Origin of the sequence: Pseudomonas sp. (assembly GCF_048269965.1) — a bacterium.
Taxonomy (GTDB): domain Bacteria; phylum Pseudomonadota; class Gammaproteobacteria; order Pseudomonadales; family Pseudomonadaceae; genus Aquipseudomonas.
Map to the genome: position 1 here is coordinate 263,232 of NZ_JBLWTV010000003.1, position 24,784 is coordinate 288,015.

21 protein-coding genes are annotated in these 24,784 nt (G+C 62.4%); 5 read left to right on the top strand and 16 right to left on the bottom strand.

Annotated features, from left to right (window positions below; all coding sequences use genetic code 11):
• The first annotated feature begins 13 nt into the window (after positions 1-13).
• On the top strand, positions 14-511 hold the full coding sequence (gene greB, locus ACN0X6_RS05450; protein ID WP_417702638.1) for a transcription elongation factor GreB: 498 nt from the start codon (positions 14-16) through the stop codon (positions 509-511).
• A 109-nt stretch (positions 512-620) separates the two neighbouring features.
• On the opposite strand, the gene ACN0X6_RS05455 is transcribed toward greB, so the two are convergent.
• Entirely contained in the window at positions 621-929 is a 309-nt protein-coding gene (locus ACN0X6_RS05455; RefSeq protein WP_417702639.1) for a class I SAM-dependent methyltransferase, read from the bottom strand.
• Between the two features lie 511 nt (positions 930-1,440).
• On the opposite strand from ACN0X6_RS05455, the gene ACN0X6_RS05460 reads away from it, so the two are divergent.
• Positions 1,441-2,394, top strand: coding sequence for a triacylglycerol lipase (locus ACN0X6_RS05460; protein WP_417702640.1), 954 nt, complete (start codon positions 1,441-1,443; stop codon positions 2,392-2,394).
• Positions 2,395-2,541: 147 nt separating this feature from the next.
• The gene (locus ACN0X6_RS05465) at positions 2,542-3,567 is read left to right on the top strand and encodes a lipase secretion chaperone (protein ID WP_417702641.1); all 1,026 of its coding nucleotides are present in this window, start codon (positions 2,542-2,544) and stop codon (positions 3,565-3,567) included.
• Positions 3,568-3,569: 2 nt separating this feature from the next.
• Here ACN0X6_RS05465 and ACN0X6_RS05470 read toward each other — a convergent pair whose 3' ends face one another.
• The 4 genes from ACN0X6_RS05470 to ACN0X6_RS05485 all read right to left on the bottom strand — a co-directional run bounded on the left by ACN0X6_RS05470 (position 3,570) and on the right by ACN0X6_RS05485 (position 8,286).
• On the bottom strand, positions 3,570-4,589 hold the full coding sequence (locus tag ACN0X6_RS05470; protein ID WP_417702642.1) for a LacI family DNA-binding transcriptional regulator: 1,020 nt from the start codon (positions 4,587-4,589) through the stop codon (positions 3,570-3,572).
• 177 nt (positions 4,590-4,766) lie between these two features.
• Positions 4,767-5,780: a TRAP transporter substrate-binding protein gene (locus tag ACN0X6_RS05475; RefSeq protein ID WP_417702643.1), complete on the bottom strand. Its 1,014-nt coding sequence runs from the start codon at positions 5,778-5,780 to the stop codon at positions 4,767-4,769.
• Positions 5,781-5,837: 57 nt separating this feature from the next.
• Complete coding sequence (locus ACN0X6_RS05480; RefSeq protein WP_417702644.1) at positions 5,838-7,115, bottom strand: TRAP transporter large permease; 1,278 nt, start codon at positions 7,113-7,115, stop codon at positions 5,838-5,840.
• Between the two features lie 49 nt (positions 7,116-7,164).
• Positions 7,165-8,286, bottom strand: coding sequence for a gluconokinase, GntK/IdnK-type (locus ACN0X6_RS05485; RefSeq protein WP_417702645.1), 1,122 nt, complete (start codon positions 8,284-8,286; stop codon positions 7,165-7,167).
• Positions 8,287-8,482: 196 nt separating this feature from the next.
• Between ACN0X6_RS05485 and ACN0X6_RS05490 the strand changes: the two genes are divergently transcribed.
• Entirely contained in the window at positions 8,483-10,567 is a 2,085-nt protein-coding gene (locus ACN0X6_RS05490; RefSeq protein WP_417702646.1) for a TonB-dependent receptor family protein, read from the top strand.
• 157 nt (positions 10,568-10,724) lie between these two features.
• Here ACN0X6_RS05490 and sucD read toward each other — a convergent pair whose 3' ends face one another.
• The 9 genes from sucD to sdhC all read right to left on the bottom strand — a co-directional run bounded on the left by sucD (position 10,725) and on the right by sdhC (position 22,124).
• The gene (gene sucD / locus ACN0X6_RS05495; protein WP_059392427.1) at positions 10,725-11,612 is read right to left on the bottom strand and encodes a succinate--CoA ligase subunit alpha; all 888 of its coding nucleotides are present in this window, start codon (positions 11,610-11,612) and stop codon (positions 10,725-10,727) included.
• Complete coding sequence (sucC, locus tag ACN0X6_RS05500) at positions 11,612-12,778, bottom strand: ADP-forming succinate--CoA ligase subunit beta (RefSeq protein ID WP_074678179.1); 1,167 nt, start codon at positions 12,776-12,778, stop codon at positions 11,612-11,614. The genes sucD and sucC overlap by 1 nt, the downstream gene beginning before the upstream one ends.
• Before the next feature lie 242 nt (positions 12,779-13,020).
• Positions 13,021-14,457 carry a dihydrolipoyl dehydrogenase gene (lpdA, locus tag ACN0X6_RS05505; RefSeq protein ID WP_417702647.1) on the bottom strand — a complete coding sequence of 479 codons (1,437 nt, stop codon included), beginning with the start codon at positions 14,455-14,457 and terminating at the stop codon, positions 13,021-13,023.
• A 66-nt stretch (positions 14,458-14,523) separates the two neighbouring features.
• A complete protein-coding gene (odhB, locus tag ACN0X6_RS05510; RefSeq protein WP_417702648.1) occupies positions 14,524-15,747 on the bottom strand; it encodes a 2-oxoglutarate dehydrogenase complex dihydrolipoyllysine-residue succinyltransferase in 1,224 nt (407 codons plus the stop codon).
• Between the two features lie 64 nt (positions 15,748-15,811).
• A complete protein-coding gene (locus ACN0X6_RS05515; RefSeq protein WP_417702649.1) occupies positions 15,812-18,643 on the bottom strand; it encodes a 2-oxoglutarate dehydrogenase E1 component in 2,832 nt (943 codons plus the stop codon).
• Between the two features lie 249 nt (positions 18,644-18,892).
• Entirely contained in the window at positions 18,893-19,600 is a 708-nt protein-coding gene (locus ACN0X6_RS05520; RefSeq protein ID WP_013715382.1) for a succinate dehydrogenase iron-sulfur subunit, read from the bottom strand.
• Positions 19,601-19,611: 11 nt separating this feature from the next.
• The gene (sdhA, locus tag ACN0X6_RS05525; RefSeq protein ID WP_417702650.1) at positions 19,612-21,384 is read right to left on the bottom strand and encodes a succinate dehydrogenase flavoprotein subunit; all 1,773 of its coding nucleotides are present in this window, start codon (positions 21,382-21,384) and stop codon (positions 19,612-19,614) included.
• Positions 21,385-21,387: 3 nt separating this feature from the next.
• Entirely contained in the window at positions 21,388-21,756 is a 369-nt protein-coding gene (gene sdhD, locus ACN0X6_RS05530; protein ID WP_024308045.1) for a succinate dehydrogenase, hydrophobic membrane anchor protein, read from the bottom strand.
• Positions 21,750-22,124, bottom strand: a complete 375-nt coding sequence (sdhC, locus tag ACN0X6_RS05535) for a succinate dehydrogenase, cytochrome b556 subunit (protein ID WP_037000859.1) — start codon at positions 22,122-22,124, stop codon at positions 21,750-21,752. Before sdhC ends, sdhD begins: the two co-directional genes overlap by 7 nt.
• A gap of 363 nt (positions 22,125-22,487) precedes the next feature.
• Between sdhC and gltA the strand changes: the two genes are divergently transcribed.
• Complete coding sequence (gene gltA / locus ACN0X6_RS05540) at positions 22,488-23,771, top strand: citrate synthase (RefSeq protein ID WP_074678169.1); 1,284 nt, start codon at positions 22,488-22,490, stop codon at positions 23,769-23,771.
• 65 nt (positions 23,772-23,836) lie between these two features.
• Here gltA and ACN0X6_RS05545 read toward each other — a convergent pair whose 3' ends face one another.
• The gene (locus ACN0X6_RS05545) at positions 23,837-24,436 is read right to left on the bottom strand and encodes an START domain-containing protein (protein ID WP_417702651.1); all 600 of its coding nucleotides are present in this window, start codon (positions 24,434-24,436) and stop codon (positions 23,837-23,839) included.
• A 66-nt stretch (positions 24,437-24,502) separates the two neighbouring features.
• Complete coding sequence (locus ACN0X6_RS05550; protein ID WP_072423863.1) at positions 24,503-24,754, bottom strand: YkgJ family cysteine cluster protein; 252 nt, start codon at positions 24,752-24,754, stop codon at positions 24,503-24,505.
• Between the last annotated feature and the right edge of the window lie 30 nt (positions 24,755-24,784).

Consider the following 24,784-nt stretch of genomic DNA (forward strand, 5'->3'; position numbering starts at 1 on the left):
TTGCAGAGACACCATGAGCCGCTATCGCCCCCCTCGCCCTGCCGGTACGCCACTGATCACACCCGAAGGCGAAGCGCGCCTGCGCGCCGAGCTTCACGAGTTGTGGCATGTGCGCAGACCGCAGGTGACGCAATCGGTCAGCGAAGCAGCGGCCCAGGGTGATCGCTCGGAGAATGCCGAATACACCTACGGCAAGAAGATGCTGCGCGAGATCGACAGCCGCGTGCGCTTTCTCACCAAGCGCCTGGAGAAGCTCAAGGTCGTCAGCGACAAACCATCCGATCCGAACAAGGTGTACTTCGGCGCCTGGGTCACCATCGAAGACGAGGACGGCGCACAGTCGCGCTACCGCATCGTCGGCCCCGACGAGCTGGACCTCAAGCAGGGCCTGATCAGCATCGACTCGCCACTGGCCCGCGCCCTGGTCGGCAAGGCGCTCGACGCCGAAGTGCGGGTGCACAGCCCCAGCGGTGAGAAGACCTGCTATATCGTCGAGATCGAGTATCCCTGAGACCTGGCGCGCAGGGGGCGCCGTGCGCACCGCTGGTAAGCAGGCATTCGCTGCACACCAGCGACCACGGGATGTTTGAGGCGCCCGGCCTAGACGCCCCTGCGATACCCTAGCGGCGGGTGATCAGGCCCTGACGCGCCACTCGCACCAACTCATCGACGGTTTGTGCCACGTCCTCGGCGCTGGGCGCCTGGATCACCGCCAGGTCGAAGCTGTCGCGCGCGAAGCGGCTCAGCGACTCGCCGTTCTGCACGAACTGGATGCGAAAGGCACGCGACCCGGCCCAACGCTTGGGCCAGCCTTCGAGATAGCGCAACAAGGTGGGTTGATGGCTGCCGCCCAGCAGCACGCGCGGATTGCGCAGCAGCAGGCCCGATGTGATGGGCGCCAGACGAATAAGGGGTTGGGGACAGATCATGGTCGAGTCTCCGCCTCGAGAATCCCGCTGGGCAGCGGTGAGAGGCGACACCGAACCAGCGCTTTAGCGGAATTTCAGGCGTTGATGACAACACCCTGTGGCGCCCCGCAAGTAGCTGTTTAAATCGGCGCAGAGCGCATCCTAGAGAAGCCCACGGCAAACTGTCAAGGCGCACACGGCTTCAACCCCAACCTTCGATTGGGCGACACTCGATCCGCGCATTTCCGTCCGCTCAAAAGACCCGTTCCTGGCCATGGACGCCCCGCCTGACCAGATCGATTGCGGCCCTCGGCGCGACCCGACGTTTCGCCACGTAACAGAAAACACGTGGCGATATCGACGCCAAGTCGCCCGAAAGTCCTGGAAAGCGCCTGGATAGAGGGCTCGCCAGAAACACCAGGACGATGGCATGTTTCCTGCCATCGTCCTGGCGCCGTACGCGCCACGGGATGGGCGCGATCCATGTTGCTGGAAGCAGTTGACTGCCTCAACACACCCATCGAGAGCGCCCATGAAGAACAAGAAAACCCTGCTCGCCCTCTGCCTCGGTACCGGCCTGCTCGCCAGCGGTCAGACCCAGGCATTCTGGTTCGGTTCATCCGGCTATACCCAGACCAAATACCCCATCGTCCTCGGCCACGGCATGCTCGGCTTCGACAGCATCCTTGGTGTCGACTACTGGTATGGCATCCCGGCGGCACTGCGCCGTGACGGCGCCAGCGTCTACGTCACCGAAGTCAGCCAGCTGGACACCTCCGAAGCGCGCGGCGAACAATTGCTGCAGCAGGTCGAGGAGATCGTCGCCATCAGCGGCAAGGGCAAGGTCAACCTGATCGGCCACAGTCATGGCGGCCCGACCACCCGCTACGTCCCCGCCGTGCGCCCGGATCTGGTGGCATCGGTCACCAGCGTCGGCGCACCGCACAAGGGTTCGGCCACCGCCGACTTCCTCAAGGGCATCAGCGACGGCCCGGCCGGCCCGGTCGCCACCCCGCTGCTGGTGGGCATCGTCAACGGCCTGGGGACGCTGATCAACTTCCTCTCCGGCAGTTCCAGCACCACGCCGCAGAATGCACTGGGCTCACTGGAATCGCTCAACAGCGAGGGCGCTGCACGCTTCAATGCCAAGTTCCCACAAGGCATTCCCACCAGCGCCTGCGGCGAGGGTGCCTACAGCGTAGGCGGCGTGCGCTACTACTCCTGGAGCGGCACCAGCCCGCTGACCAACCTGCTCGACCCGAGCGACCTGCTGATGGGCGCCTCCTCGCTGACCTTCGGCAACGAAGCCAACGACGGCCTGGTCGGCCGCTGCAGCTCGCGCATGGGCCAGGTGATTCGTGACAACTACCGGATGAACCATCTCGACGAGGTCAACCAGACACTAGGTCTGACCAGTCTGTTCGAGACCGATCCGGTTACCGTCTACCGCCAGCACGCCAACCGCCTGAAGAACGCCGGGCTCTGAACTGCCACGTTTCGCAGGGTGCGCCGTGCGCAGCGAAATGCCAGCGTTACCGACAATCCGGTGCGCACGGCGCACCCTACAGGTATTGCTCCGAGCCCTGATTCGGATCGGGGGCGATCCCGATCCGACGCCCTACTGGAACCTGCCGTGAAGAAAACCCTGTTCGTCCTGCCGCTACTGATCGCCGCCGGCCTGGCGCTGATGCTTTACCTGCAACCCGGACACCCACCGACCCCATTCACGCCTCCCGCCGCCACGGCTGCGCAGCCTGTAGCGGAGCCGGCCGCAGAGGCCGCAACGCCGACTATCGACGAGACGCCGAAGAAGGCCACCGCGCTGGCCCTGCCCAGCTCCTTCGTCGGCACCGAAGTCGACGGCAGCTTTCGCGTGGACGCCGCCGGCAATCTGATCATCAGCGAAGACATCCGCCGTATCTTCGATTACTTCCTCGCCAGCATCGGCGAAGAAAGCCTGGATGCCAGCGTGTCGCGCCTGCGCAGCTACATCGACAGCCAGTTGCAGGAACCTGCGCGAGCCCACGCACAGACACTGCTGGACCAGTACCTGAGCTACAAGCGCGAGTTGGCGCTGCTGGAGCGCGACCTGCCGCAAATGGCCGATCTGGATGCCATGCGCCAGCGCGAAAGCGCCGTACAGACGCTGCGCGCGCGTCTGTTCGATAACGAGACCCACCAGGCCTTCTTCGCTCGCGAGGAAGGCTACAACCGCTTCACTCTGGAGCGCCTGGCCATCCAGCGCGACGCCCGGATGAGCGCAGCAGAGAAAGGTGCTGCCGTCGACCGCCTGCGCGCGTCCCTGCCCGAAGAACTGCAGGACGCCGTCCTGCCGCAACTGCAGCAGGAACTGCGGCAGCACACCGCTCGCCTGCAGGCCGAAGGCGCCAGTGCGGCGCAGATTCGCCAGATGCGGCAGCAGTTGGTCGGCGCCGAAGCCACCACACGCCTGGAGGCATTGGATAGCCAGCGGCAGAGTTGGCAGAAACGTCTGGATGACTACATCACGGCCAAGGCGAAGATTCAGGCCAATGAAGGGCTCAGCAGCGGCGACAAGCGCGCGGCGATCGAGGTGCTGGCTGCAGAGCGCTTCGATGAACGTGAGCGCCTGCGTCTGGAGGCCAGCGAGCGACTGGCGGCGGCCAACAGGCAGCAGTAGCCTCAGGCGCTGTCGCGCATCACCAGCTCGAAGCCGACGTCGATGCAGTGCTGCTCCGGCGTTTCGCCACGCATCAGCGCCAGCAGCATGTTCGCCGCCAGCTCGCCGACACGACCACGGGTGGTACGCACGGTGCTCAGGGCCGGATGCATCCAGGCAGCGGCCGGCAAATCGTTGAAGCCGGCGATGGCCAGGCGCCCCGGGACGTCCAGGCCCAGCTGACGCGCGCGGAACAGCGCGCCCATGGCCAGGTCGTCGTTGTTGAAGAACACCGCATCGATCTGCGGCTGCTGCGCCAGCAGGCGGTCGAGCAACTCGGCGCCCAAGCCGATGGATGACAACGCCGGCGTCAGCAATTCCAGTGCCGGATCATGTCGATTGAGGTAGCGCATCACCTGACGATAGCCTTCTGCACGCTGCAAGGTGCGTGGATCAAGCTGCGCGGCGGCAAAGGCGATATGGCGGTAACCACGCTGCACCAGGGCACGGGTCATCGCGGCGCCGGCTTCGACCTGAGAGAAGCCGACGCAGTAATCCTCCGGCTCCTCGCTCAGCTCCATCAACGTCACCAAGGGGCAACTGCTGGCACCGAGGATTTCACGCGCCGCGTCGCTGCGCTCGAACCCCGTGAGCAGCAGACCCGCTGGCTGGTGCGCCAGGTAGGAACGCAGCAGACGCTCATCCTCCTCGACCCGGTAGTGACTGACACCGATCATCATCTCGAAACCAGCCGGCATCAGCACCCGCTGGATGGCCTCCACGGTATCGACGAACACCGAGTTCGACAGTGACGGGATCACCACAGCCACCAGATTCGAGCGTGAACTGGCCAATGCCCGCGCTGCCGGGTTGGGCACGTAACCCAGCGCCTGAGCGGCACGCATCACCTGCTCGCGCAGCGCGTCGGACACCCGCCCCGGCTGGGACAGCGCGCGCGAAGCGGACATCAACGAGCAGCCCGCGGCCTTGGCCACGTCGGACAAGGTGACACGTTCTGCGGACCGGCGACGGCGTTGGCTCATAGCGCCTCCAATGATTTCAGCGGCCGATTCTACCAGCCCCGCCGGGGAATAAAGCGCGGGACACGCCGCCCGGGGTAACGCCACCATGCAAGGAGCGTTACCACCTGCGTGCCCCGCGAAACTGCGAACCTGCCCAGGATCAGCGGCGCACTGGCCGAGCCGATCCTGGGCAAGCCCTTATAGGGCGGCCTTCTCGGCTTCAGTCTGCACCTGATCGAACAGTTGCTGACCGACCGTGTCGACGACCTTCTGGATCGCCGGCGCAGCCTGCTCACGCATGCGCAGCACTTCGGCCGGCTGCACTTCGTTGATCTGCATGCCCTTGTCTTTCAGCTCGGCCAGGGCACGCGCAGCTTCCTCGCGGGTGTCCTGGCGCTCGAAGTCACGCGCCTTCTTCGCCGCTTCCAGCAGGATGTTCTGCTCGGTCTGCGACAGACCATCCCACCAGCGCTTGGATACGGTGACGATCCACGGGCTGTACACGTGGTTGGTCACGGTCAGGTACTTCTGCACCTCGTAGAACTTCGAGGAAAGAATGGTGTTGAAGGGGTTTTCCTGGCCGTCGACGGCCTTGGTCTCCAGCGCGGTGAACAGCTCGGAGAACGGCAGCGGCACGGCATTGGCGCCCATCAGCTTGAAGGTCTCGAGGAATACCGGGTTGGGCATGACCCGCAGTTTGACGCCGGAGAAGTCCTCCAGCTTGCTGATCGGCCGCGTGTTGTTGGTCAGGTTGCGGAAGCCGTTCTCCCAGTACACCAGGCCGACCAGACCTTTCTCCTCCAGCTTGTCCATCACCTGGCGGCCAACCGGGCCGTCGAGCACGACATCGGCCTGCTCGGCACTGCTGAACAGGAAGGGCGTGTCCCACACGGCCATTTCCTTGGTGATGCCCACCAGGGTCGCGGTGGAGCCGACCATCATTTCCTGCGCGCCGCCAATCAGCGCGCTCTGCATCTGATCGTCCGAGCCCAGGCTGGCGGCACCGAAGGTGCGCACCTTGAGCTTGCCGTCGGAGGCCTTGGCGACCTCCTCGGCGAACAGCTTGGCCGCACGGCCCTGGTTGCTGTTCTCGTTGAGACCGTAACCGAAGCGGATCATACGTGAGCGCACGTCATCGGCATGGGCGGTGACACTGGCGAGCGGGCTGCACAGCATGGCAGCGGTGAGGATGGCGAGCAGTGGACGTTTCATCGGGTCTACCTTTTATTGTTGTGAATGATGTCGGCGCGCCAACGCCGTCAGGCCAACTCAGCGCAGCCAGGCCAGCGGCACGGTGACGATGGACGGGAACGCCACCAGCATCGCGACGATGATCAGGTAAATCAGGAAGAACGGCATGACGCCGCGCACCAGCACCTCCATGCGCAACTTGCCGATACCGCCGACGACGTTGAGCACGGTGCCGACTGGCGGCGTGATCAGGCCGATGGAGCCGATCAGCACGAACATCACGCCGAAGTACACCGGATCGACGCCGGCCTTGATCGCGATGGGCGCCAGTACTGGCGCCAGAATCAGGATGGTCGGCGTCAGGTCGAGCACCATGCCTACTGCGATCATCAGCAGCATGATCGCCAGCACCAGCAGCCGAGGGTGATTGGCCAGCGGCCCGAGCATGGCACCAATCTCGTCCGGCAACTGCGCCAGGGTGATCATGTAGGCCGATACCGTGGCAGCGGCGCAGAGGAACATCACCGACGCCGTGATGCGGCTGGCGCGGGTCAGGGTTTCCATCAGATCGCTCCAGCTCAGTTCGCGGTAGAGCAAGGTGGAAACGGCCAGGGCGTAGACCGCAGCGACCACCGCCGCTTCGGTGGGGGTGAAGATGCCGAAGCGCAGACCACCAACGATGATCACCGGCAACATCAGCGCCGCCGCACCGTCGATCAGCACCCGGCGACGCTCGGCAGCACTGGCCTTGGGCGGCGTCGGTTCGGTGAAGCCACGGGCGATCAGCGTCCAGGCGACGATCAGGCCGGCGCCCATGATCAGCCCCGGCACCAGACCCGCCATGAACAGCTGGCTGATAGACGTGTTGGTGACCACGCCGTAAATCACGAACGGCATCGACGGCGGAATGATCGGCGCGATGATGCCGCCGGCAGCCACCAGGCCCGCCGAGGAATGCACCGGATAACCGCGCTGGCGCATCATCGGCAACAGCAAGGTAGCCAGTGCAGCGGTGTCGGCCAATGCCGAGCCGGACATGCTGGCCAGCAGCACGGCGGCCGCAATGGCAACGTAGCCGAGGCCTCCGCGCAGATGGCCAAAGTAGGCCTGCGCCATGGCAATGATGCGCCGGGAAATGCCGCCGGCGTTCATCAGCTCGCCGGCCAGGATGAAGAACGGCACCGCCAGCAACGGGAAGCTGTCAGCGCCGGCGAGCAGGTTCTGCGCCAGCAACTGCACGTCCCAGAAATCCAGGTACCACATCAGTACAGCCGCAGTGAGGATCAGGGCGAAGGCGATGGGCATGCCGAATGCCATGAACCCCAGCAGGGAAGAAAGAAATACCGCGACAGTCATCGGCAGGTCCTCGCTGGGCAGTGCCCGTTTTGTTGGAATTGGGCGAGCATCATTCGACGTGCGCCTGGGTCAGTGTCGCCTGCGGCGTACGTCGCCAGAGGTTGACCAGTTGCACCACCGCCAGAATCGCCAGCACCAGCATGCTCGCCAGCACCGGCAGCATCGCCAGCACCACCGGATAACCAACCACGGTACTGACGTTGCCCCAGCCGAACTGCACCTGATTCCAGGCGCCCAAGGCCGAGAGCAGGCTCGCTCCTGCCACGAGAATCCAGCTCAGCGAATCCACCAGTCGCTGCGCCAGCAGCGGGAAGCGGTCGCGAATCATGCGGAAGGTCATCAGCTCGCCGCGGCGCATACCAGAGGCCACACCGACGAAGACCAGCCAGACGAACGCCAACCGCGAAAGCTCCTCGGCGCCCGGCCAGCCGGTGCCGAAGGCGTAGCGCAGCACCACGTTGGTAAACACCGCCACCACCATGAAGGCCATCAGCAGCGCCATCAGGCCATCGGTCAGGCGATCGAACATGCGCGCGATGCGACCTTCGTAGATCGGCTCGGCGCCTAGCTGGGCAGCCTGGTTAGCGCTATCAATTTCGCTATCGAGCATATCCTGAGCCTGGCTCGACACAGCCTCCGTGGCTTCGCGACGAACCCAAGCCTGAATGTCGGTTACCAACGCTTGCCGCGACTGCTGCGCATCGACGACTCGTACGTACGGCTCACCTGCCGGGCTTTCGAGGGTGGCGAACTGGCTGTCGACCAGCGAAGTCGGCATGAAATGTCCAGGCCGAGCACCGACACGTTGCACCGCGGTGGCGTGATCGATATCCAGATGCACGAACTGCAACCCCGGAACCGCCTGACGCAGACGCTCGCGGTAAGCACGCTTGAGCGCCGAGCAGGCCAGCACGAAGCATTCACCTGCGGCCTGCGCGGCCAGCATCTGCTCGCACAGCGCGTCCAGCCAGTGGCGACGGTCTTCGTCGCTCAACGGGATGCCCGCGCGCATGCGCGCTACGTTCTCGGGAGGATGGAAATGATCGGCTTCGATATGGCGCCAACCGAGTGCGGTGGCGACCGCCTGGCTGATCTCGCTCTTGCCGGAGCCACTGACACCCATGACCACCAGGGTGGTACGGGCAGGCAATGCGCAAGGCTGCTGTTGCATGGGAACTCCATGGGCACCATCGAGGTGGGCCGCTCATTGTTTGATCCGAATGTTAGCGCTATCCAAATCGTTCGACAACCCTCTTCCGGCAACATTTCGTAGAGCATTTTCCGCGAATGACAGTCACCCAGCTCTGGCCCGCTGCTGGCTGACACGTTCAAGATCGCCTACCTGCCCCACGGGAGACATTTCGCTTATGTACCGGCTGAGCCCCAGCTTCTGGCTGCCCGCATTGTTCCTGCCACTGGCTGCACAGGCCGAAAACGCAAGCTACCAGGCCACCCCGCTGGTGGTCACCGGCAGCCGCTATCAAGCCAGCGGCTGGCAACTGCCCTTCTCGGTCAACCGCATCGATGCCGAACAGGCCACCCGAGGCAAACCCGGCGTCAACCTCTCCGAGGCGCTCGGCAGCGTGCCGGGGCTGGTGGTGCAGAACCGGCAGAATTACGCGCAGGACCTGCAGATATCCTCACGCGGCTTCGGCGCCCGCTCGGCCTTCGGCATTCGCGGCATCAAGCTGCTGGCCGATGGTGTGCCGCTGTCCAACCCGGACGGCCAGGGCCAGGCGGCGACCTTCGACCTCGACACCCTGGAGCGTATCGAAGTGCTGCGCGGGCCGTTCGCCAGCGTCTACGGCAGCAACTCCGGTGGGGTCATCCAGCTGTTCTCGCGCGATGGCGAAGGCGCCCCCAAGGTGGCGCTCGACACATCCCAGGCCGCTTACGGCACCAGCCGTACCCGTGTCTCGGCCGAAGGCGGCAACGACAAAGCCGGTTTCATCATCAACCGCTCGCATTTCGAGACCGACGGTTACCGCGACCACAGCGGCGCCATCCTCGACAAGACCTTCGCCAAGCTGACCCTGTACCCGGATGACCTCAGCAAGCTCAGCCTGAGCTTCAGCGAGCTGGATCAGAACGACACGCAAGACCCGCAGGGTCTGACCTGGGATCAGGTACAGGCTGATCGACGGTCTGCCGCGCCCAGCGCTCTGGCGTTCAATACACGCAAAACGGTGGATCATCGTCAGCTGGCGCTCAACTATGAACGCAGCTTCACCGCCGGCACCTGGCAAAGCACGCTGTACAGCGGCACGCGGCGGGTGATTCAGTACCAGTCGATTCCGGTCTTTGTGCAGGCACCGGCATCTCAGTCAGGCGGCGTGATCGACTTCGAGCGGCGCTTCCACGGCATCGGCAATCGCTGGATCCAGTCGTTCAATCTCGGCAGCAGTCTGTTGACCGTCACCACCGGCCTGGACTACGACTATTCGCGCGATGACCGTCAGGGCTACGAGAACTTCGTCGGCGACACCCTCGGTGTGAAGGGCGATCTGCGCCGCGACGAGCGCAACGAGGTCACCAGCCTGTCGCCCTACGTCCAGGCCGCCTGGCAACTGGGCAAGCTCGACCTGCAGGCGGGTCTGCGCCACAGCCAGGTGGAGTTCGACGTGGATGACCGCTTCCTGAGCAATGGCGACGACAGCGGCTCGGTCACCTACCGCAAGCTGACGCCCACTCTTGGCGCCAGTTATGCCCTGCTGCCGGCTCTGAATGTCTATGCCAGCTGGGGCAAGGGGCTGGAGACGCCGACGCTCAACGAGCTGTCCTATTCCGGCCCCGACAACAGCTTCGGCTTCGAGCTGAAACCGGCCACCAGCGAACAGATCGAACTCGGCCTCAAGGCCCGTCTCGCACAAGCAACCAGCCTGCAGCTGGCGTTGTTCCAGATCGACACCGACGACGAACTGGTGGTGGAGTCGGCCAGCGGTGGCCGCTCACGTTTTCAGAACGCCGCACAGACCCGCCGCCGGGGCGTCGAGCTGGCACTGCAAAGCCGCTTGAGCGACACCTTGCGTGCCAACCTCGCCTACACCGAGATCGACGCCGCTTACAGCAAGGATTTCACCAGCAACGGCCGCCTGATCGATTCGGGCAACCACCTGCCCGGCATTCCCGCGCGCACGCTGCATGGCGAGCTGACCTGGCAACCGGTCGAGGGCTTCAGCACCGCCGTCGAAGGCCTGTATCGCAGCAAGCTCTACGTCGAGGACAGCAATACCGCCAAGGCCGCGCCCAGCCATGCAGTGTTCAACGGGCAAGCACGTTTCGAGCAGAAGGTCGGCGCGCTGACCTTCAACCAGGTGCTGCGTATCGACAATTTGTTTGACCGCGAATACATCGGCTCGGTGATCGTCGGTGACGGCAACGGCCGCTACTACGAACCTGGCCCCGAGCGCGCCTGGTATGTTGGCGCGGGCGTGCAGTACCAGTTCGATTGAGGCTCGCGGCGCATATGCGCATCCAATGCCCGGCCTGAAGCCCCCTGCCCCGCTTGTGGGATAAGGCGTCAGAGGATACGTATCGCCAGATACGCACGCGTTCAAAAACAAAAAAGGCCACCCGAGGGTGGCCTTTTTTTGAGCAGTCAGCGAAGGCTTAGGCCTTCTTGACTTCCCAACCGGTCAGCTCGGCCAGGGCCTTGCCGATATCAGCCAGGGAACGCACGGTTTTCACGCCAGCGTCTTGCAGTGCAGCGAATTTCTCGTCTGCAGTGCCCTTGCCGCCGGAGATGATGGCGCCAGCATGGCCCATGCGCTTGCCGGGAGGAGCGGTCACACCAGCGATGTAGGAAACTACAGGCTTGGTGACGTTGGCCTTGATGTAGGCAGCCGCTTCTTCTTCAGCCGAACCGCCGATCTCACCGATCATGACGATCGCTTCGGTCTTCGGGTCTTCCTGGAACAGCTTCAGGATATCGATGAAGTTGGAGCCCGGGATGGGATCACCGCCGATGCCCACGCAGGTGGACTGGCCGAAACCGGCGTCGGTGGTCTGCTTGACGGCTTCATAGGTCAGGGTGCCGGAACGCGACACGATGCCTACCTTGCCTGGCAGGTGGATGTGACCCGGCATGATGCCGATCTTGCACTCGCCGGGAGTGATCACGCCCGGGCAGTTCGGGCCGATCAGGGTAATGCCCAGCTCGTCGCAGATGACCTTGGCATCCAGCATGTCCAGGGTAGGAATGCCTTCGGTGATGCAGACGATCAGCTTGATGCCGCCGAATGCCGCTTCCAGGATCGAGTCCTTGCAGAACGGAGCCGGAACGTAGATGACCGAAGCGTCAGCGCCGGTGGCTTCGACAGCTTCTTTGACAGTGTTGAACACTGGCAGGCCCAGGTGGGTAGTGCCACCTTTGCCCGGAGTCACGCCGCCAACCATCTTGGTGCCGTAGGCGATGGCTTGTTCGGAGTGGAAAGTACCCTGCGAGCCGGTGAAGCCCTGGCAGATGACTTTGGTGTCTTTATTGATCAGGACGCTCATTACTTGCCCTCCGCAGCTTTGACGACTTGCTGAGCAGCGTCGGTCAGGCTGGTTGCCGCGATGATGTTCAGGCCGCTTTCAGCCAGGACCTTGGCGCCCAGCTCAGCGTTGTTACCTTCCAGGCGGACGACCACCGGGATTTTCACGCCGACTTCTTTCACGGCGCCGATGATGCCTTCGGCAATCATGTCGCAACGAACGATGCCGCCGAAGATGTTCACCAGAACGGCAGCGACGTTGCTGTCGGACAGGATGATCTTGAAGGCTTCGGTCACGCGCTCTTTGGTTGCGCCGCCACCTACGTCGAGGAAGTTGGCTGGCTTGCCGCCGTGCAGGTTGACGATGTCCATGGTACCCATGGCCAGGCCGGCACCGTTGACCATGCAGCCGATGTTGCCTTCCAGGGCCACGTAGTTCAGCTCGAAGCTGGCAGCGTGGGCTTCACGAGGATCGTCTTGCGACGGGTCGTGGAAGGTCTTCAGCTTCGGCTGACGGTACATGGCGTTAGCGTCGATGTTGATCTTCGCGTCCAGGCAGTGCAGGTCGCCGTCGGCCTTGATGACCAGCGGGTTGACTTCCAGCAGCGCCAGATCGTGATCCTTGAACAGCTTGGCCAGACCTACGAAGATCTTGGCGAACTGAGCGACTTGCTTGCCTTCCAGACCCAGCTGGAAAGCCAGCTCGCGACCCTGGAACGGCTGAGCGCCAACCAGCGGATCAACGGTGGCCTTGAGGATTTTCTCAGGGGTATCGTGGGCCACTTTCTCGATGTCCACGCCACCTTCGGTGGAAGCCATGAACACGATGCGACGGCTGGAGCGGTCCACTACAGCGCCCAGGTACAGTTCCTTGGCGATGTCGGTGCAGGATTCGACCAGGATTTTGCTGACCGGCTGACCATTGGCGTCAGTCTGGTAAGTCACCAGACGCTTGCCCAGCCAGTTGGCGGCGAAGGCCTTGGCGTCTTCTTTGCTCTTGACCAGCTTTACGCCACCGGCTTTACCGCGGCCACCAGCGTGGACCTGAGCCTTGACGACCCACTCGCTGCCGCCGATTTTTTCGCAGGCTTCTGCGGCTTCTTCCGGGGTGTCTACCGCGAAGCCCTTGGATACGGGCAGGCCGTATTCAGCGAACAGCTGCTTACCCTGATACTCGTGAAGATTCATGCTTGTCTACCGTCTTCGTTTAGGTATTGCGCATTCGGCGCTGTACTTGTGATACCGCGCCACCTGTGACTGCCGAAGCAGTCCGCCGGGCTTTGTCGCTGCGAGTCGAACTCGACGCGGGCCACCCGACGTGGTTCTGCTTGCAAACACCACCGTAGCGATGAGGCGATTACACGACGCCCCGCCTGCCACGGCGGCTTGCAACAACTACTGCAGTGACCGGACACTGCCGGCCGCTTCGCTTAACGCTTCTTGCGGTTGGCGATGTGAATCGCGCCACCGTTGACCGCCAGAGCCGCTTCGTGCAGCGCCTCGGACAGGGTCGGGTGGGAGAAGACCATCATGCCCAGGTCTTCGGCACTGGTGCCGAATTCCATGCCGATCGCGCCTTGCTGTACCAGCTCGGCAGCGCTTGGGCCGATCACGTGAACGCCCAGTACGCGGTCTGTGTTGGCGTCAGCGATGACCTTGACGAAGCCGCCGGTGTCGTTGGCCGCCATGGCGCGACCGCTGGCAGCGAACGGGAAGGTGCCGACGTTGACGGCAATACCTTCGGCCTTCAGCTGCTGCTCGGTCTTGCCGACCCATGCAATTTCCGGGTGGGTGTAGATCACGGACGGGATCAGGTCATAGTTCATCTGCGCCTTGTGACCCGCGATACGCTCGGCCACCATCACGCCCTCTTCCGAGGCCTTGTGCGCGAGCATGGCGCCACGCACCACGTCACCGATGGCGTATACGCCCGGAACGCTGGTTTCGCACTGGTCGTTGACGAAGATGAAGCCGCGCTCGTCCAGGTCAACACCGCTGTCGGAAGCCAGCAGATCGGTGGTCACCGGGCGACGACCCACAGCCACGATCAGCTTGTCGAAGGTCATCTTCTGCTCGCCATTGGCGTCAGTGAAGCTGACGATGACCTGCTTCTTCTTAACTTCCGAACCGGTTACGCGAGCGCCCAGGCGGATGTCCAGGCCCTGCTTGGTGAGGGTCTTCTGGGCTTCCTTGGCAATCTGCTCGTCGGCAGCAGCGAGGAACTTGTCCATGGCTTCCAGGACGGTGACTTCGGCACCCAGGCGAGCCCATACCGAGCCCAGCTCCAGACCGATCACGCCAGCGCCGATGACGCCCAGCTTCTTCGGTACGCTCGAAAATTCCAGGGCACCGGTGGAGTCGACGATGACGTCCTGATCGACCGGGGCCGGCGGGATCTCGACCGGCTTGGAGCCGGAGGCGATGATCACGTGAGCCGCTTCGACCACCTGGGTCTTGCCGTCGGTGCCGGTGACTTCGACCTGCTTGCCGGCCAGCAGCTTGCCGTGGCCTTCGAGCAGGGTCACGCCATTGGCCTTGAACAGGCCGGCAACACCGCCGGTGAGGTTCTTGATGATGGTGTTCTTGCGCGCCACCATGGCCGGGACGTCGATGGTCACGCCCTTGGCCTCGATACCGTGAACGGCGAAGCCGTCTTTCGCTTCGTGGTACTTCCAGGAGCTGTCCAGCAGCGCCTTGGAAGGAATGCAACCGACGTTCAGGCAGGTGCCGCCGAGCGCGACCTTGCCGTCGCTGCCCTGGTACTTCTCGATGCAGGCAGTCTTCAGGCCGAGTTGCGCTGCTTTGATGGCGGCTACATAGCCACCAGGGCCGGCACCGATGACTACCACGTCGAATTTCTGGGTCATAACGTATTCCTTCTCGAATAAACCGGACGGCCCTGATAACAGGGCCGCCGTGGAGGAGACTGGCTTTTAGATTTCCAGCAGCAGGCGAGCCGGGTCTTCAAGCAAGTTCTTGATGGTCACCAGGAAGGTCACGGCTTCCTTACCATCGATCAGGCGGTGGTCGTAAGACAGCGCCAGGTACATCATCGGACGGATCACCACCTGACCATTGATCGCCATCGGACGCTGGATGATGTTGTGCATACCCAGGATGGCTGCCTGCGGCGGGTTGACGATCGGCGTCGACATCATCGAACCGAAGGTACCACCGTTGGTGATGGTGAAGGTGCCGCCGGTCATTTCTTCGATCGACAGCTTGCCGTCTTTGGCTTTCTTGCCGAAGGTGGCGATGCCGCTCTCGATTTCAGCCAGGCTCATCTGCTCGGCATTACGCAGTACCGGAACGACCAGACCGCGGTCGCTGGACACGGCAACACCGATGTCGGCATAGCCGTGGTAAACGATGTCGTTGCCGTCGATCGAGGCGTTGACTGCCGGGAAGCGCTTCAAGGCTTCGGTGGCGGCCTTGACGAAGAACGACATGAAGCCCAGGCGCACGCCATTGTGGGACTTCTCGAACAGGTCCTTGTACTTCGAACGCAGGGCCATGACTTCAGTCATGTCGACTTCGTTGAAGGTGGTCAGCATGGCCATGGAGGACTGAGCCTCGACCAGACGTTCGGCGATCTTGGCGCGCAGGCGGGTCATCGGCACACGCTTCTCGGTGCGGTCGCCAGTGGCGACGACAGCGGCAGCGGCCGGAGCAGCGGCAGGCTTGGCAGCAGCCGGGGCGTTCTTCTTGGCTTCGACGGCAGCGACCACGTCTTCCTTGGTCACTCGGCCACCTTTGCCGGTGCCGGCGATGCTGTTGGGGTCGATGCCGTTCTCTTCAGCCAGCTTGCGCGCGGCCGGCGAGAGGATGGCGTCGTCGCCAGCGGCGGCAGCCGGAGCAGCAGCCTGGGCCGGAGCGGCGGCAGCGGCCGGTGCGGCAGCCGGAGCAGCGGCGGCAGCGCCACCTTCGGTCAACTTGCCCAGCAGCTCGTTGGAAAGAACGGTGTCGCCTTCGTTCTTGATGATTTCAGCCAGAACGCCGTCGGCCTCGGCCAGTACTTCGATCACGACCTTGTCGGTTTCGATGTCGACGATCAGCTCATCACGCTTGACCGCTTCGCCCGGCTTCTTGTGCCAGGTGGCCACGGTGCCGTCGGCAACCGATTCCGGGAAGGTTGGGGCTTTGATCTCGATAGCCATTGTATGCGTTTCCTTAAATTCGGTTTACCGGCAGGTGGCACTCGCCACCTGCCGGATGAAGGCGTTAAACAGTAAAGGCGTCCTGCAGCAGTTTTTCCTGCTGCTCGGCGTGCATCGACGCATAACCACAAGCGGGCGCTGCCGACGCATCACGACCGGCGTACTCCAGGAACAGCGACTTCTTGTGTGCAGTAGCGACGCGACGCATGTGGTGCTGGCTGCAATACCAGGCCCCCTGGTTCATCGGCTCTTCCTGACACCAGACGATGTGCTTGAGGTTCTTGTATGGCGCCAGCACTTCAGCCAGATCGTCTTCCGGGAACGGATAGAGCTGCTCGATACGAACGATGGCGATGTCTTCACGACCCTCGGCACGGCGCTTCTCCAGCAGGTCGTAGTAGACCTTGCCGCTGCACAGGACCATACGCTCGACCTTTTTCGGGTCCAGCGAATCGATCTCGCCAATCACGGTCTGGAAGGAGCCTTCGGCCAGATCTTCCAGGGTCGAGATGGCCAGCTTGTGACGCAGCAGCGATTTGGGCGTCAGCACCACCAGCGGCTTGCGCAGCGGACGGATCACCTGGCGACGCAGCATGTGGTAGACCTGTGCCGGGGTGGTCGGTACGCAGACCTGCATGTTGTGCTCGGCGCACAGCTGCAGGTAACGCTCCAGACGCGCCGAGCTGTGCTCAGGCCCCTGCCCTTCATAGCCATGCGGCAGCAGAACGGTCAGGCCGCAGAGACGGCCCCACTTGGTTTCGCCACTGGAGATGAACTGGTCGAATACCACCTGGGCGCCGTTGGCGAAGTCGCCGAACTGAGCTTCCCAGATCACCAGCGCGTTCGGCGTGGTGGTGGCATAGCCGTACTCGAAGGCCAGCACCGCTTCCTCGGAGAGGTAGGAGTCGTACAGCTCGAACTTCGGCTGACCGTCGTACAGGTTCTTCAGCGGAACGTGGGTCGAGGCGTCCTTCTGGTTGTGCAGCACCGCGTGACGGTGCGAGAAGGTGCCACGGCCGATGTCCTGACCAGTCATGCGGATCGGGTGACCTTCGACCAGCAGCGTGGCATAAGCCATGGTCTCGGCGAAGCCCCAGTTGATCGGCAAGCCGCCTGCGCCCATCTTCTGACGGTCTTCGAGGATCTTCGCCACCTGGCGCTGAACCAGGAAGCCTTCAGGGATTTCCAGCAGCTTGGCCGAGAGATCCTGCAGGGTCTTCAGATCGAAGCGGGTGTCGTGACGCGCAGTCCAGGCATGGCCCAGGTACGGACGCCAATCGACGAACAGTTCCTTGTTCGGCTCCTTGACCAGGCTCTTGACCACGTGCTGACCATTGTCCAGCGCGGTGCGGTACTCGTCGATCTTGGCCTGCACGTCGTCGCTGCTCTGCGCGCCGGCTGCAATCAGAGCATCGGCGTACAGCTCACGGGTGGTGCGCTGCTTGGCGATCTGCTGGTACATCAGCGGCTGGGTGCCGTTCGGCTCGTCGGCCTCGTTGTGACCCCGACGGCGGTAGCAGACCAGGTCGATGACCACGTCACGCTTGTACTGCATGCGGTAGTCGACAGCCAGTTGAGTCACGAACAGCACGGCTTCCGGATCATCACCATTCACATGGAAGATTGGCGCCTGAATCATCTTCGCCACGTCGGTCGCGTACTCGGTGGAGCGCGCATCCAGCGGGTTGCTGATGGTGAAGCCGACCTGGTTGTTGATCACGATGTGGATGGTGCCGCCAGTCTTGTAGCCGCGGGTCTGCGACATCTGGAAGGTTTCCATGACCACACCCTGACCGGCGAAGGCAGCATCACCGTGGATGGAGATCGGCAGCACTTTCTCGCCGCTGGCATCGCTGCGACGATCCTGACGAGCACGCACCGACCCCTCGACCACCGGGGAAACGATTTCCAGGTGCGAAGGGTTGAACGCCAGCGCCAGGTGCACTTCGCCACCGGCAGTCATGACGTTGGAGGAGAAACCCTGGTGGTACTTCACGTCACCGGACGACAGACCTTCGGTCTTCTTGCCTTCGAACTCGTCGAACAAGTCGCGCGGATTCTTGCCGAAGGTGTTGACCAGAACGTTGAGGCGGCCGCGGTGGGCCATGCCGATGACGATTTCCTTGGTGCCGTAGGAGCCGGAACGCTGAATGATCTCGTCCAGCAACGGAATCAGGCTTTCGCCACCTTCCAGGCCGAAACGCTTGGTGCCCGGGTATTTGGTACCCAGGTACTTTTCCAGACCTTCGGCAGCAGTGACGCGCTCGAGCACATGCGCCTGAACTTCGGCGGAAAACTGCGGACGACCGCGCACGCTTTCCAGGCGCTGGGCAAACCAGTTGCGCTGTCCGGAGTCGACGATGTGGGTGAACTCGGCACCGATGGTGCGACAATATGTCTGCTGCAGCGCATCGCGGATTTCGCGTAGCGTTGCCTCTTCCTTGCCGATGTACAGCTCACCAGTGCGGAATGTGGTGTCCAGATCCGCGTCGGTCAGGCCATAGTGATTGATCGACAGGTCAGACGGCGCAGTGCGCACCCACAGACCCAGAGGGTCGAGCTGGGCGGCCTGATGGCCACGCATGCGGTAGGCCTGGATCAAGCGCAGCACTTCCACCTGCTTCTTTTCGTGCTCGCTGCTGACGGCCCCGGCGGAAACCGGCTGGGCACGACGCGAATTCTTGGCGAGCAGGACGAAATGATCGCGAATGGTCGAATGCGATACGTCCGTTGCAGCGCTGCCGTCGGTCGGCAACTTCTGGAAGTAAGTGCGCCACTCTTCTGGCACAGCGTTGGGATCGTGCAGGTAGAGCTCGTAGAGCTCTTCCACGTAGGCAGCGTTGCCACCGGATAGGTGGGCACTGTCCCACATGCGCTGCATCACGCTTTCTTGCATGCTTGGTCACCCTCGGTAAGGGGACACCACCGGCGTGAATACCGCATGGTCCTGATCAAAGTCATGATGCTGCGACTCGGATAAAGCCACTTGGGTTCCCGCAGATAGTCCGGGTACCAGCCCGGATGCCCCTGCTGGTCGTCATGTTTTTCGAGTATGAGCCGCGGCTTTGTGGGCTGCGGCTCTGGCTTTACTGCGAGGCCGACCTGAGCCGGACTCGCAGGTGTTACAGGTATAGCAACTTGCGAATCAGGTACCGCTCTGCAGCAGCATGTTACGCACGTGGCCGATCGCCTTGGTCGGGTTCAGACCCTTGGGGCAGACGTTCACGCAGTTCATGATGCCGCGGCAACGGAACACACTGAACGGATCGTCCAGCGAAGCCAGACGCTCAGCGGTCTTGGTGTCACGGCTGTCGGCCAGGAAGCGATAGGCCTGCAGCAGTGCAGCGGGACCGAGGAACTTGTCGGGGTTCCACCAGAACGACGGGCAGCTGGTCGAGCAGCACGCGCACAGGATGCACTCGTACAGCCCGTCGAGCTTCTCGCGCTCTTCCGGCGATTGCAGACGCTCGATGGCCGGAGCCGGCGTATCGTTCTGCAGGAACGGCTGCACCTTCTCGTACTGCTTGTAGAAGATGCTCATGTCGACGACCAGGTCACGAATGACCGGCAGACCCGGCAACGGACGAATCACCAGCTTGCCGCCCTTGAGGCCGGCAGCGGAGATCGGCGTGATGCAGGCCAGGCCGTTCTTGCCATTGATGTTCATGCCGTCGGAGCCACACACGCCTTCACGGCAGGAACGACGGTAGGAGAAGCCTTCGTCCTGTTCCTTGATCAGCGCCAGCACGTCGAGGACCATGATGTCCTTGCCGCCGGTGTCGACCTGGAAGTCCTGCATGAACGGAGCAGCGTCCTTCTCCGGGTTGTAGCGATAAACACTGACTTGCAACATATCAGTCACCCTTAATAAGTCCGAACCTTGGGTTCAAATGCCGGAACGGTCTTCGGCGCGAAGTTCACGTCACGCTTGGCTACGCGCTTCTCGCCCGGGAAGTAGAGCGAATGGCACAGCCAGTTCTGATCGTCGCGCTCCTCGAAATCTTCACGAGCGTGCGCACCGCGCGACTCTTTACGAGCCTCGGCAGCCACAGCGGTCGCTTCGGCGACTTCGAGCAGGTTTTGCAGTTCCAGCGCCTCGATACGCGCAGTGTTGAACGCCTGGCTCTTGTCCGCGATCTTGACTTTCGCGATGCGCTCACGCAGGTCGGCCAGTTGTTGGATGCCCTTCTGCATGTATTCGCCAGTACGGAATACACCGAAGTAGTTCTGCATGCACTGTTGCAGCTCTTTGCGCAGCGGCGCTACATCTTCGCCGGTGCTGCGCTCGTTGACGCCAGCCAGACGCGACAGCGACTGCTCGATGTCGGTTTCGCTGGCACCGCGAGCTTCCACGCCTTCTTTCAGCGCTTTTTCCAGGTGCAGGCCAGCCGCACGACCGAATACCACCAGGTCGAGCAGCGAGTTACCGCCCAGACGGTTGGCGCCGTGCACCGATACGCACGCCACTTCACCTACGGCGAACAGACCGTCGATGATCTTGTCGTTGCCGTTGGCATCCTGAGTGATGGCCTGACCATGAATGTTGGTCGGCACGCCGCCCATCATGTAGTGGCAGGTCGGGATGACCGGAACCGGAGCGACGACCGGGTCGACGTGAGCGAAGGTCTTGGACAGTTCGCAGATACCCGGCAGGCGGCTGTGCAGCACTTCCTCGCCGAGGTGATCGAGCTTGAGCAGCACGTGGTCCTTGTCCGGGCCACAGCCGTTGCCGGCGATGACTTCCTTAACCATCGAGCGCGCAACCACGTCGCGACCAGCCAGGTCTTTGGCGTTCGGTGCATAACGCTCCATGAAACGCTCGCCATGGGCGTTGATCAGGTAACCACCCTCGCCACGGCAACCTTCGGTGACCAGCACACCAGCGCCGGCGATACCGGTCGGGTGGAACTGCCACATTTCGATGTCCTGCACCGGCACACCGGCACGCAGGGCCATGCCCACGCCGTCACCGGTGTTGATCAGGGCATTGGTGGTGGAGGCGTAGATACGACCCGCACCGCCAGTGGCCAGGACCACGGCCTTGGAGCGGATGTAGACGGTTTCGCCAGTCTCGATGCAGATGGCGATGACGCCGACGATGGCGCCGTCCTGGTTCTTCACCAGGTCAACGGCGTACCACTCGTTGAGGAACGAGGTGCCAGCTTTCAGGTTGGCCTGATACAGGGTGTGCAGCAGCGCGTGACCGGTACGGTCGGCAGCAGCACAGGTACGGGCAGCCTGGGTCGGATTGTCCGGCCCCTTGGACTGGCCACCGAACGGACGCTGGTAGATGCGGCCCTGCTCGGTACGGGAGAACGGCAGACCCATGTGCTCGAGTTCGAACACGGCTTCCGGGCCGACGGAGCACATGTATTCGATCGCGTCCTGGTCACCGATGTAGTCGGAACCCTTGACGGTATCGTACATGTGCCAGCGCCAATCATCGTTCGGGTCGGCCGAAGCGATGGCGCAGGTGATGCCACCCTGAGCGGAAACGGTGTGCGAACGAGTCGGGAACACCTTGGTGACCACGGCTGTCTTGTGACCGCCCTGAGCCAGTTGCAGCGCAGCACGCATGCCGGCGCCGCCACCACCAACGATGATGGCGTCATAAGAAAGAGTACGGATGCTAGCCATGAATCAGAAACCCCACAGAATCTGCACGCCCCAGACGAACATCGCAAACATGGCGATGCCACACACGGCCTGGAACAGGAAACGCACACCAGTCGCCCACTTGCCCAGCGCCATCGGCGTCAGGTAGTCGGTGGAAATGGTCCACATGCCAACCCAGGCGTGCACGCTCAGTGCAACGAGGGCCAGCAGGCTGAAGATGCGCATTGCGGTATGCGAGAACAGACCATGCCATTCGGCGTAGCCCATACCCGGATTACAGATCACATAGCCCAGCAGAAACAGCGTGTAAGCCGCGAGAACGACCGCAGAAACGCGCTGAGCCATCCAGTCGTAGAGGCCCGAACGCGAGAAATTCGTGACATTGGTTACCATATCCACACCCCCAGCAGCACGATCACGACCGCCGCAACGGCGATGACGATTTTCGAGCCCAGTTTGCCGCCTTCCAGCGTCTCACCGATGCCCATGTCCATGATCAGGTGGCGTACACCGGCCACCAGGTGGTACAGCAGAGCGGACAACAGACCCCAGATCACGAACTTGGCCAGCGGGCTGGTCAGGCACTCTTTCACCTGGGCGAAGCCCTCTTCGGAGGTCAGCGACTTGTCGAGGCCAAACAGCAGAATGGCGATACCGACAAAGAGGATGACACCGGAGATACGGTGAAGAATGGACGTGTAAGCGGTGATCGGAAGCTTGATAGTCCGAAGGTCTAGGTTTACAGGTCGTTGGCTATTCACGGCTTTTTTATCACACTGAGAGCCCCTAACTATCAGGGCAAAGTTGTTGGGAAGTGCACTGGTCAGGTACCCATCACCCAATGAGTGAGAACCGCCATGACACGGCCCTAAAGCCTGTGGCGGTCGGCCGCAGAGTATAGACAGTTAGCAGACTAATGACAATGCAATGCCCTCCCCCAAAAAGCGCATTGCAGCCTGCAAACAAATGGCGTAAATAGCGCCCCTTTTTCGTTGAAAATACCGTTCAAACCCTTCTACTGCCTGGGTTCTCGCAAATTGACTTTCGAATTTATCCCACTATAGTGGTGCGGGCCCTGCGTGGGGGGCTGTCTGATGATTTCAAGCATAACTAGGAGGCCACAAATGGCTGACAAAAAAGCGCAGTTGATCATCGAGGGCAATGCCCCCGTCGAACTGCCCGTTCTGACCGGCACTGTTGGTCCCGATGTAATCGATGTGCGGAGCCTGACCGCCACGGGTCGGTTCACCTTTGATCCTGGTTTCATGTCGACCGCCTCTTGCGAGTCGAAGATCACCTATATCGACGGCGACCAGGGGATTCTGCTGCACCGCGGCTACCCCATCGAGCAGCTTGCCGAGCAGTCCGACTACCTGGAAACCTGCTACCTGCTGCTCAATGGCGAACTGCCGAGCAAGGAAGAGAAGGCCAAGTTCGTCAGCACCATCAAGAACCACACCATGGTTCACGAGCAGCTGAAGACCTTCTTCAACGGTTTCCGCCGCGACGCCCACCCGATGGCCATCATGTGCGGCGTGGTTGGTGCCCTGTCCGCCTTCTATCACGACTCGCTGGACATCAATAACCCGCAGCACCGCGAAGTGTCGGCCATGCGCCTGGTGGCCAAGATGCCGACCATCGCCGCCATGACCTACAAGTACTCCATGGGTCAGCCCATGATGTACCCGCGCAATGACCTGAATTACGCGGAAAACTTCCTGCACATGATGTTCAACACGCCGTGCGAGATCAAACCGATCAGCCCGGTACTGGCCAAGGCGATGGACAAGATCTTCATCCTCCACGCCGACCACGAGCAGAACGCCTCCACCTCTACCGTACGCCTGGCGGGCTCCTCGGGTGCCAACCCGTTCGCCTGTATCGCAGCCGGTATCGCCGCGCTGTGGGGCCCGGCACACGGCGGCGCCAACGAAGCCGTGCTGGCCATGCTCGACGAGATCGGTGACGTTTCGAACATCGACAAGTTCATCGCCAAGGCCAAGGACAAGAACGACCCGTTCAAGCTAATGGGCTTCGGTCACCGCGTCTACAAGAACCGCGACCCGCGCGCCACCGTGATGAAGCAGACCTGCGACGAAGTCCTCGGCGAGCTGGGCATCACCAATGACCCGCAGCTGGAACTGGCCATGCGCCTGGAAGAGATCGCCCTGACCGATCCTTACTTCAAAGAGCGCAACCTGTACCCGAACGTGGACTTCTACTCGGGCATCATCCTCAAGGCCATCGGCATTCCGACCTCGATGTTCACCGTTATCTTCGCCCTGGCACGCACCGTGGGCTGGATCTCGCACTGGAAGGAAATGCTCTCGGGTCCGTACAAGATTGGCCGTCCGCGCCAGCTGTACACCGGTTACGAGCAGCGCGATCTGCCGAGCAACCGCGACTGATAGCGCCGCGAGACGAAAAAAGGCTGCCAATCTGGCAGCCTTTTTTTATTGCCGACGCACCGAGCTCAGCGCCCTTCCACCTTCGCCCGCAAGCCCCGCAGCGTCTGCAGCGGCGCATCGACGACGAAGCTGTTGGCCAGCCAGGAGGGCACGCTACCACCCGGTTCGGTATGCACCTCGTAGGTCACCTCCACCCTGCCCTGATCCAGCGGCTTGAGATGCCACTCACCCTCGACGCGCGGCACCCGCACGAAACCCTTTTCCTCCGGCAATCGCTGCGGCACCGCCTTGAGCAGGCGTGTGACACTGCCGTCGGCATCAGTGCGCGTGGTCACCTGGATCACCGAGTCACGCGCCTTCACCGGCCAGGGCATGTCGAAACGGGTGTACAGCTCGCTCACCTCACCCTCGGTCTCGAGCAGTCGCTGCTGCTGACAGCTGAAGATCCAGGAGCACGCCCCCGTGACATCCTCCTGCGCCGCCTGCACCGCAGCCAGGTTCGCGTTGATCGTCACCACACCGCGATAGGCCTTGTACTTGGACCCCGGTACGTCGGCCAGGTAAACGCTCACACCGTCTTCTTCGCGCTCCAGCTGCCACTGCCTCTCGGCAGCCTGGACAGCGGTCGCACACAACATCATGGCCAGAACGGAATAACGCATCATCTTCGAGCAACTCCCGGTGGGACTGTTTGCGTTTCGACCCGCACGGGCCACGAGCGGTTCACATCGTCAGGCAGTCGCCTGCTCCAGCCAACCCAACATACGAATGGCGCTTTCGCGATCATCCGCGCACAGCTGCTCTTCCGCCTTGAACCCAGCGCACACTGCGGGCCTCTCCGGGCGACCGAAGATGGCGCAGAGAAACTCGGCATTGAGGTGAATGCAGCGCACACCGGCGGGCTTGCCCTCAGGCATACCCGGAATCGGTGAACTGATGGAAGGCGCGATGCAGCAGGCACCGCAACCGGCACGACACTCCATGAAACGACCTCGACTGGAAGCAAACGGCGG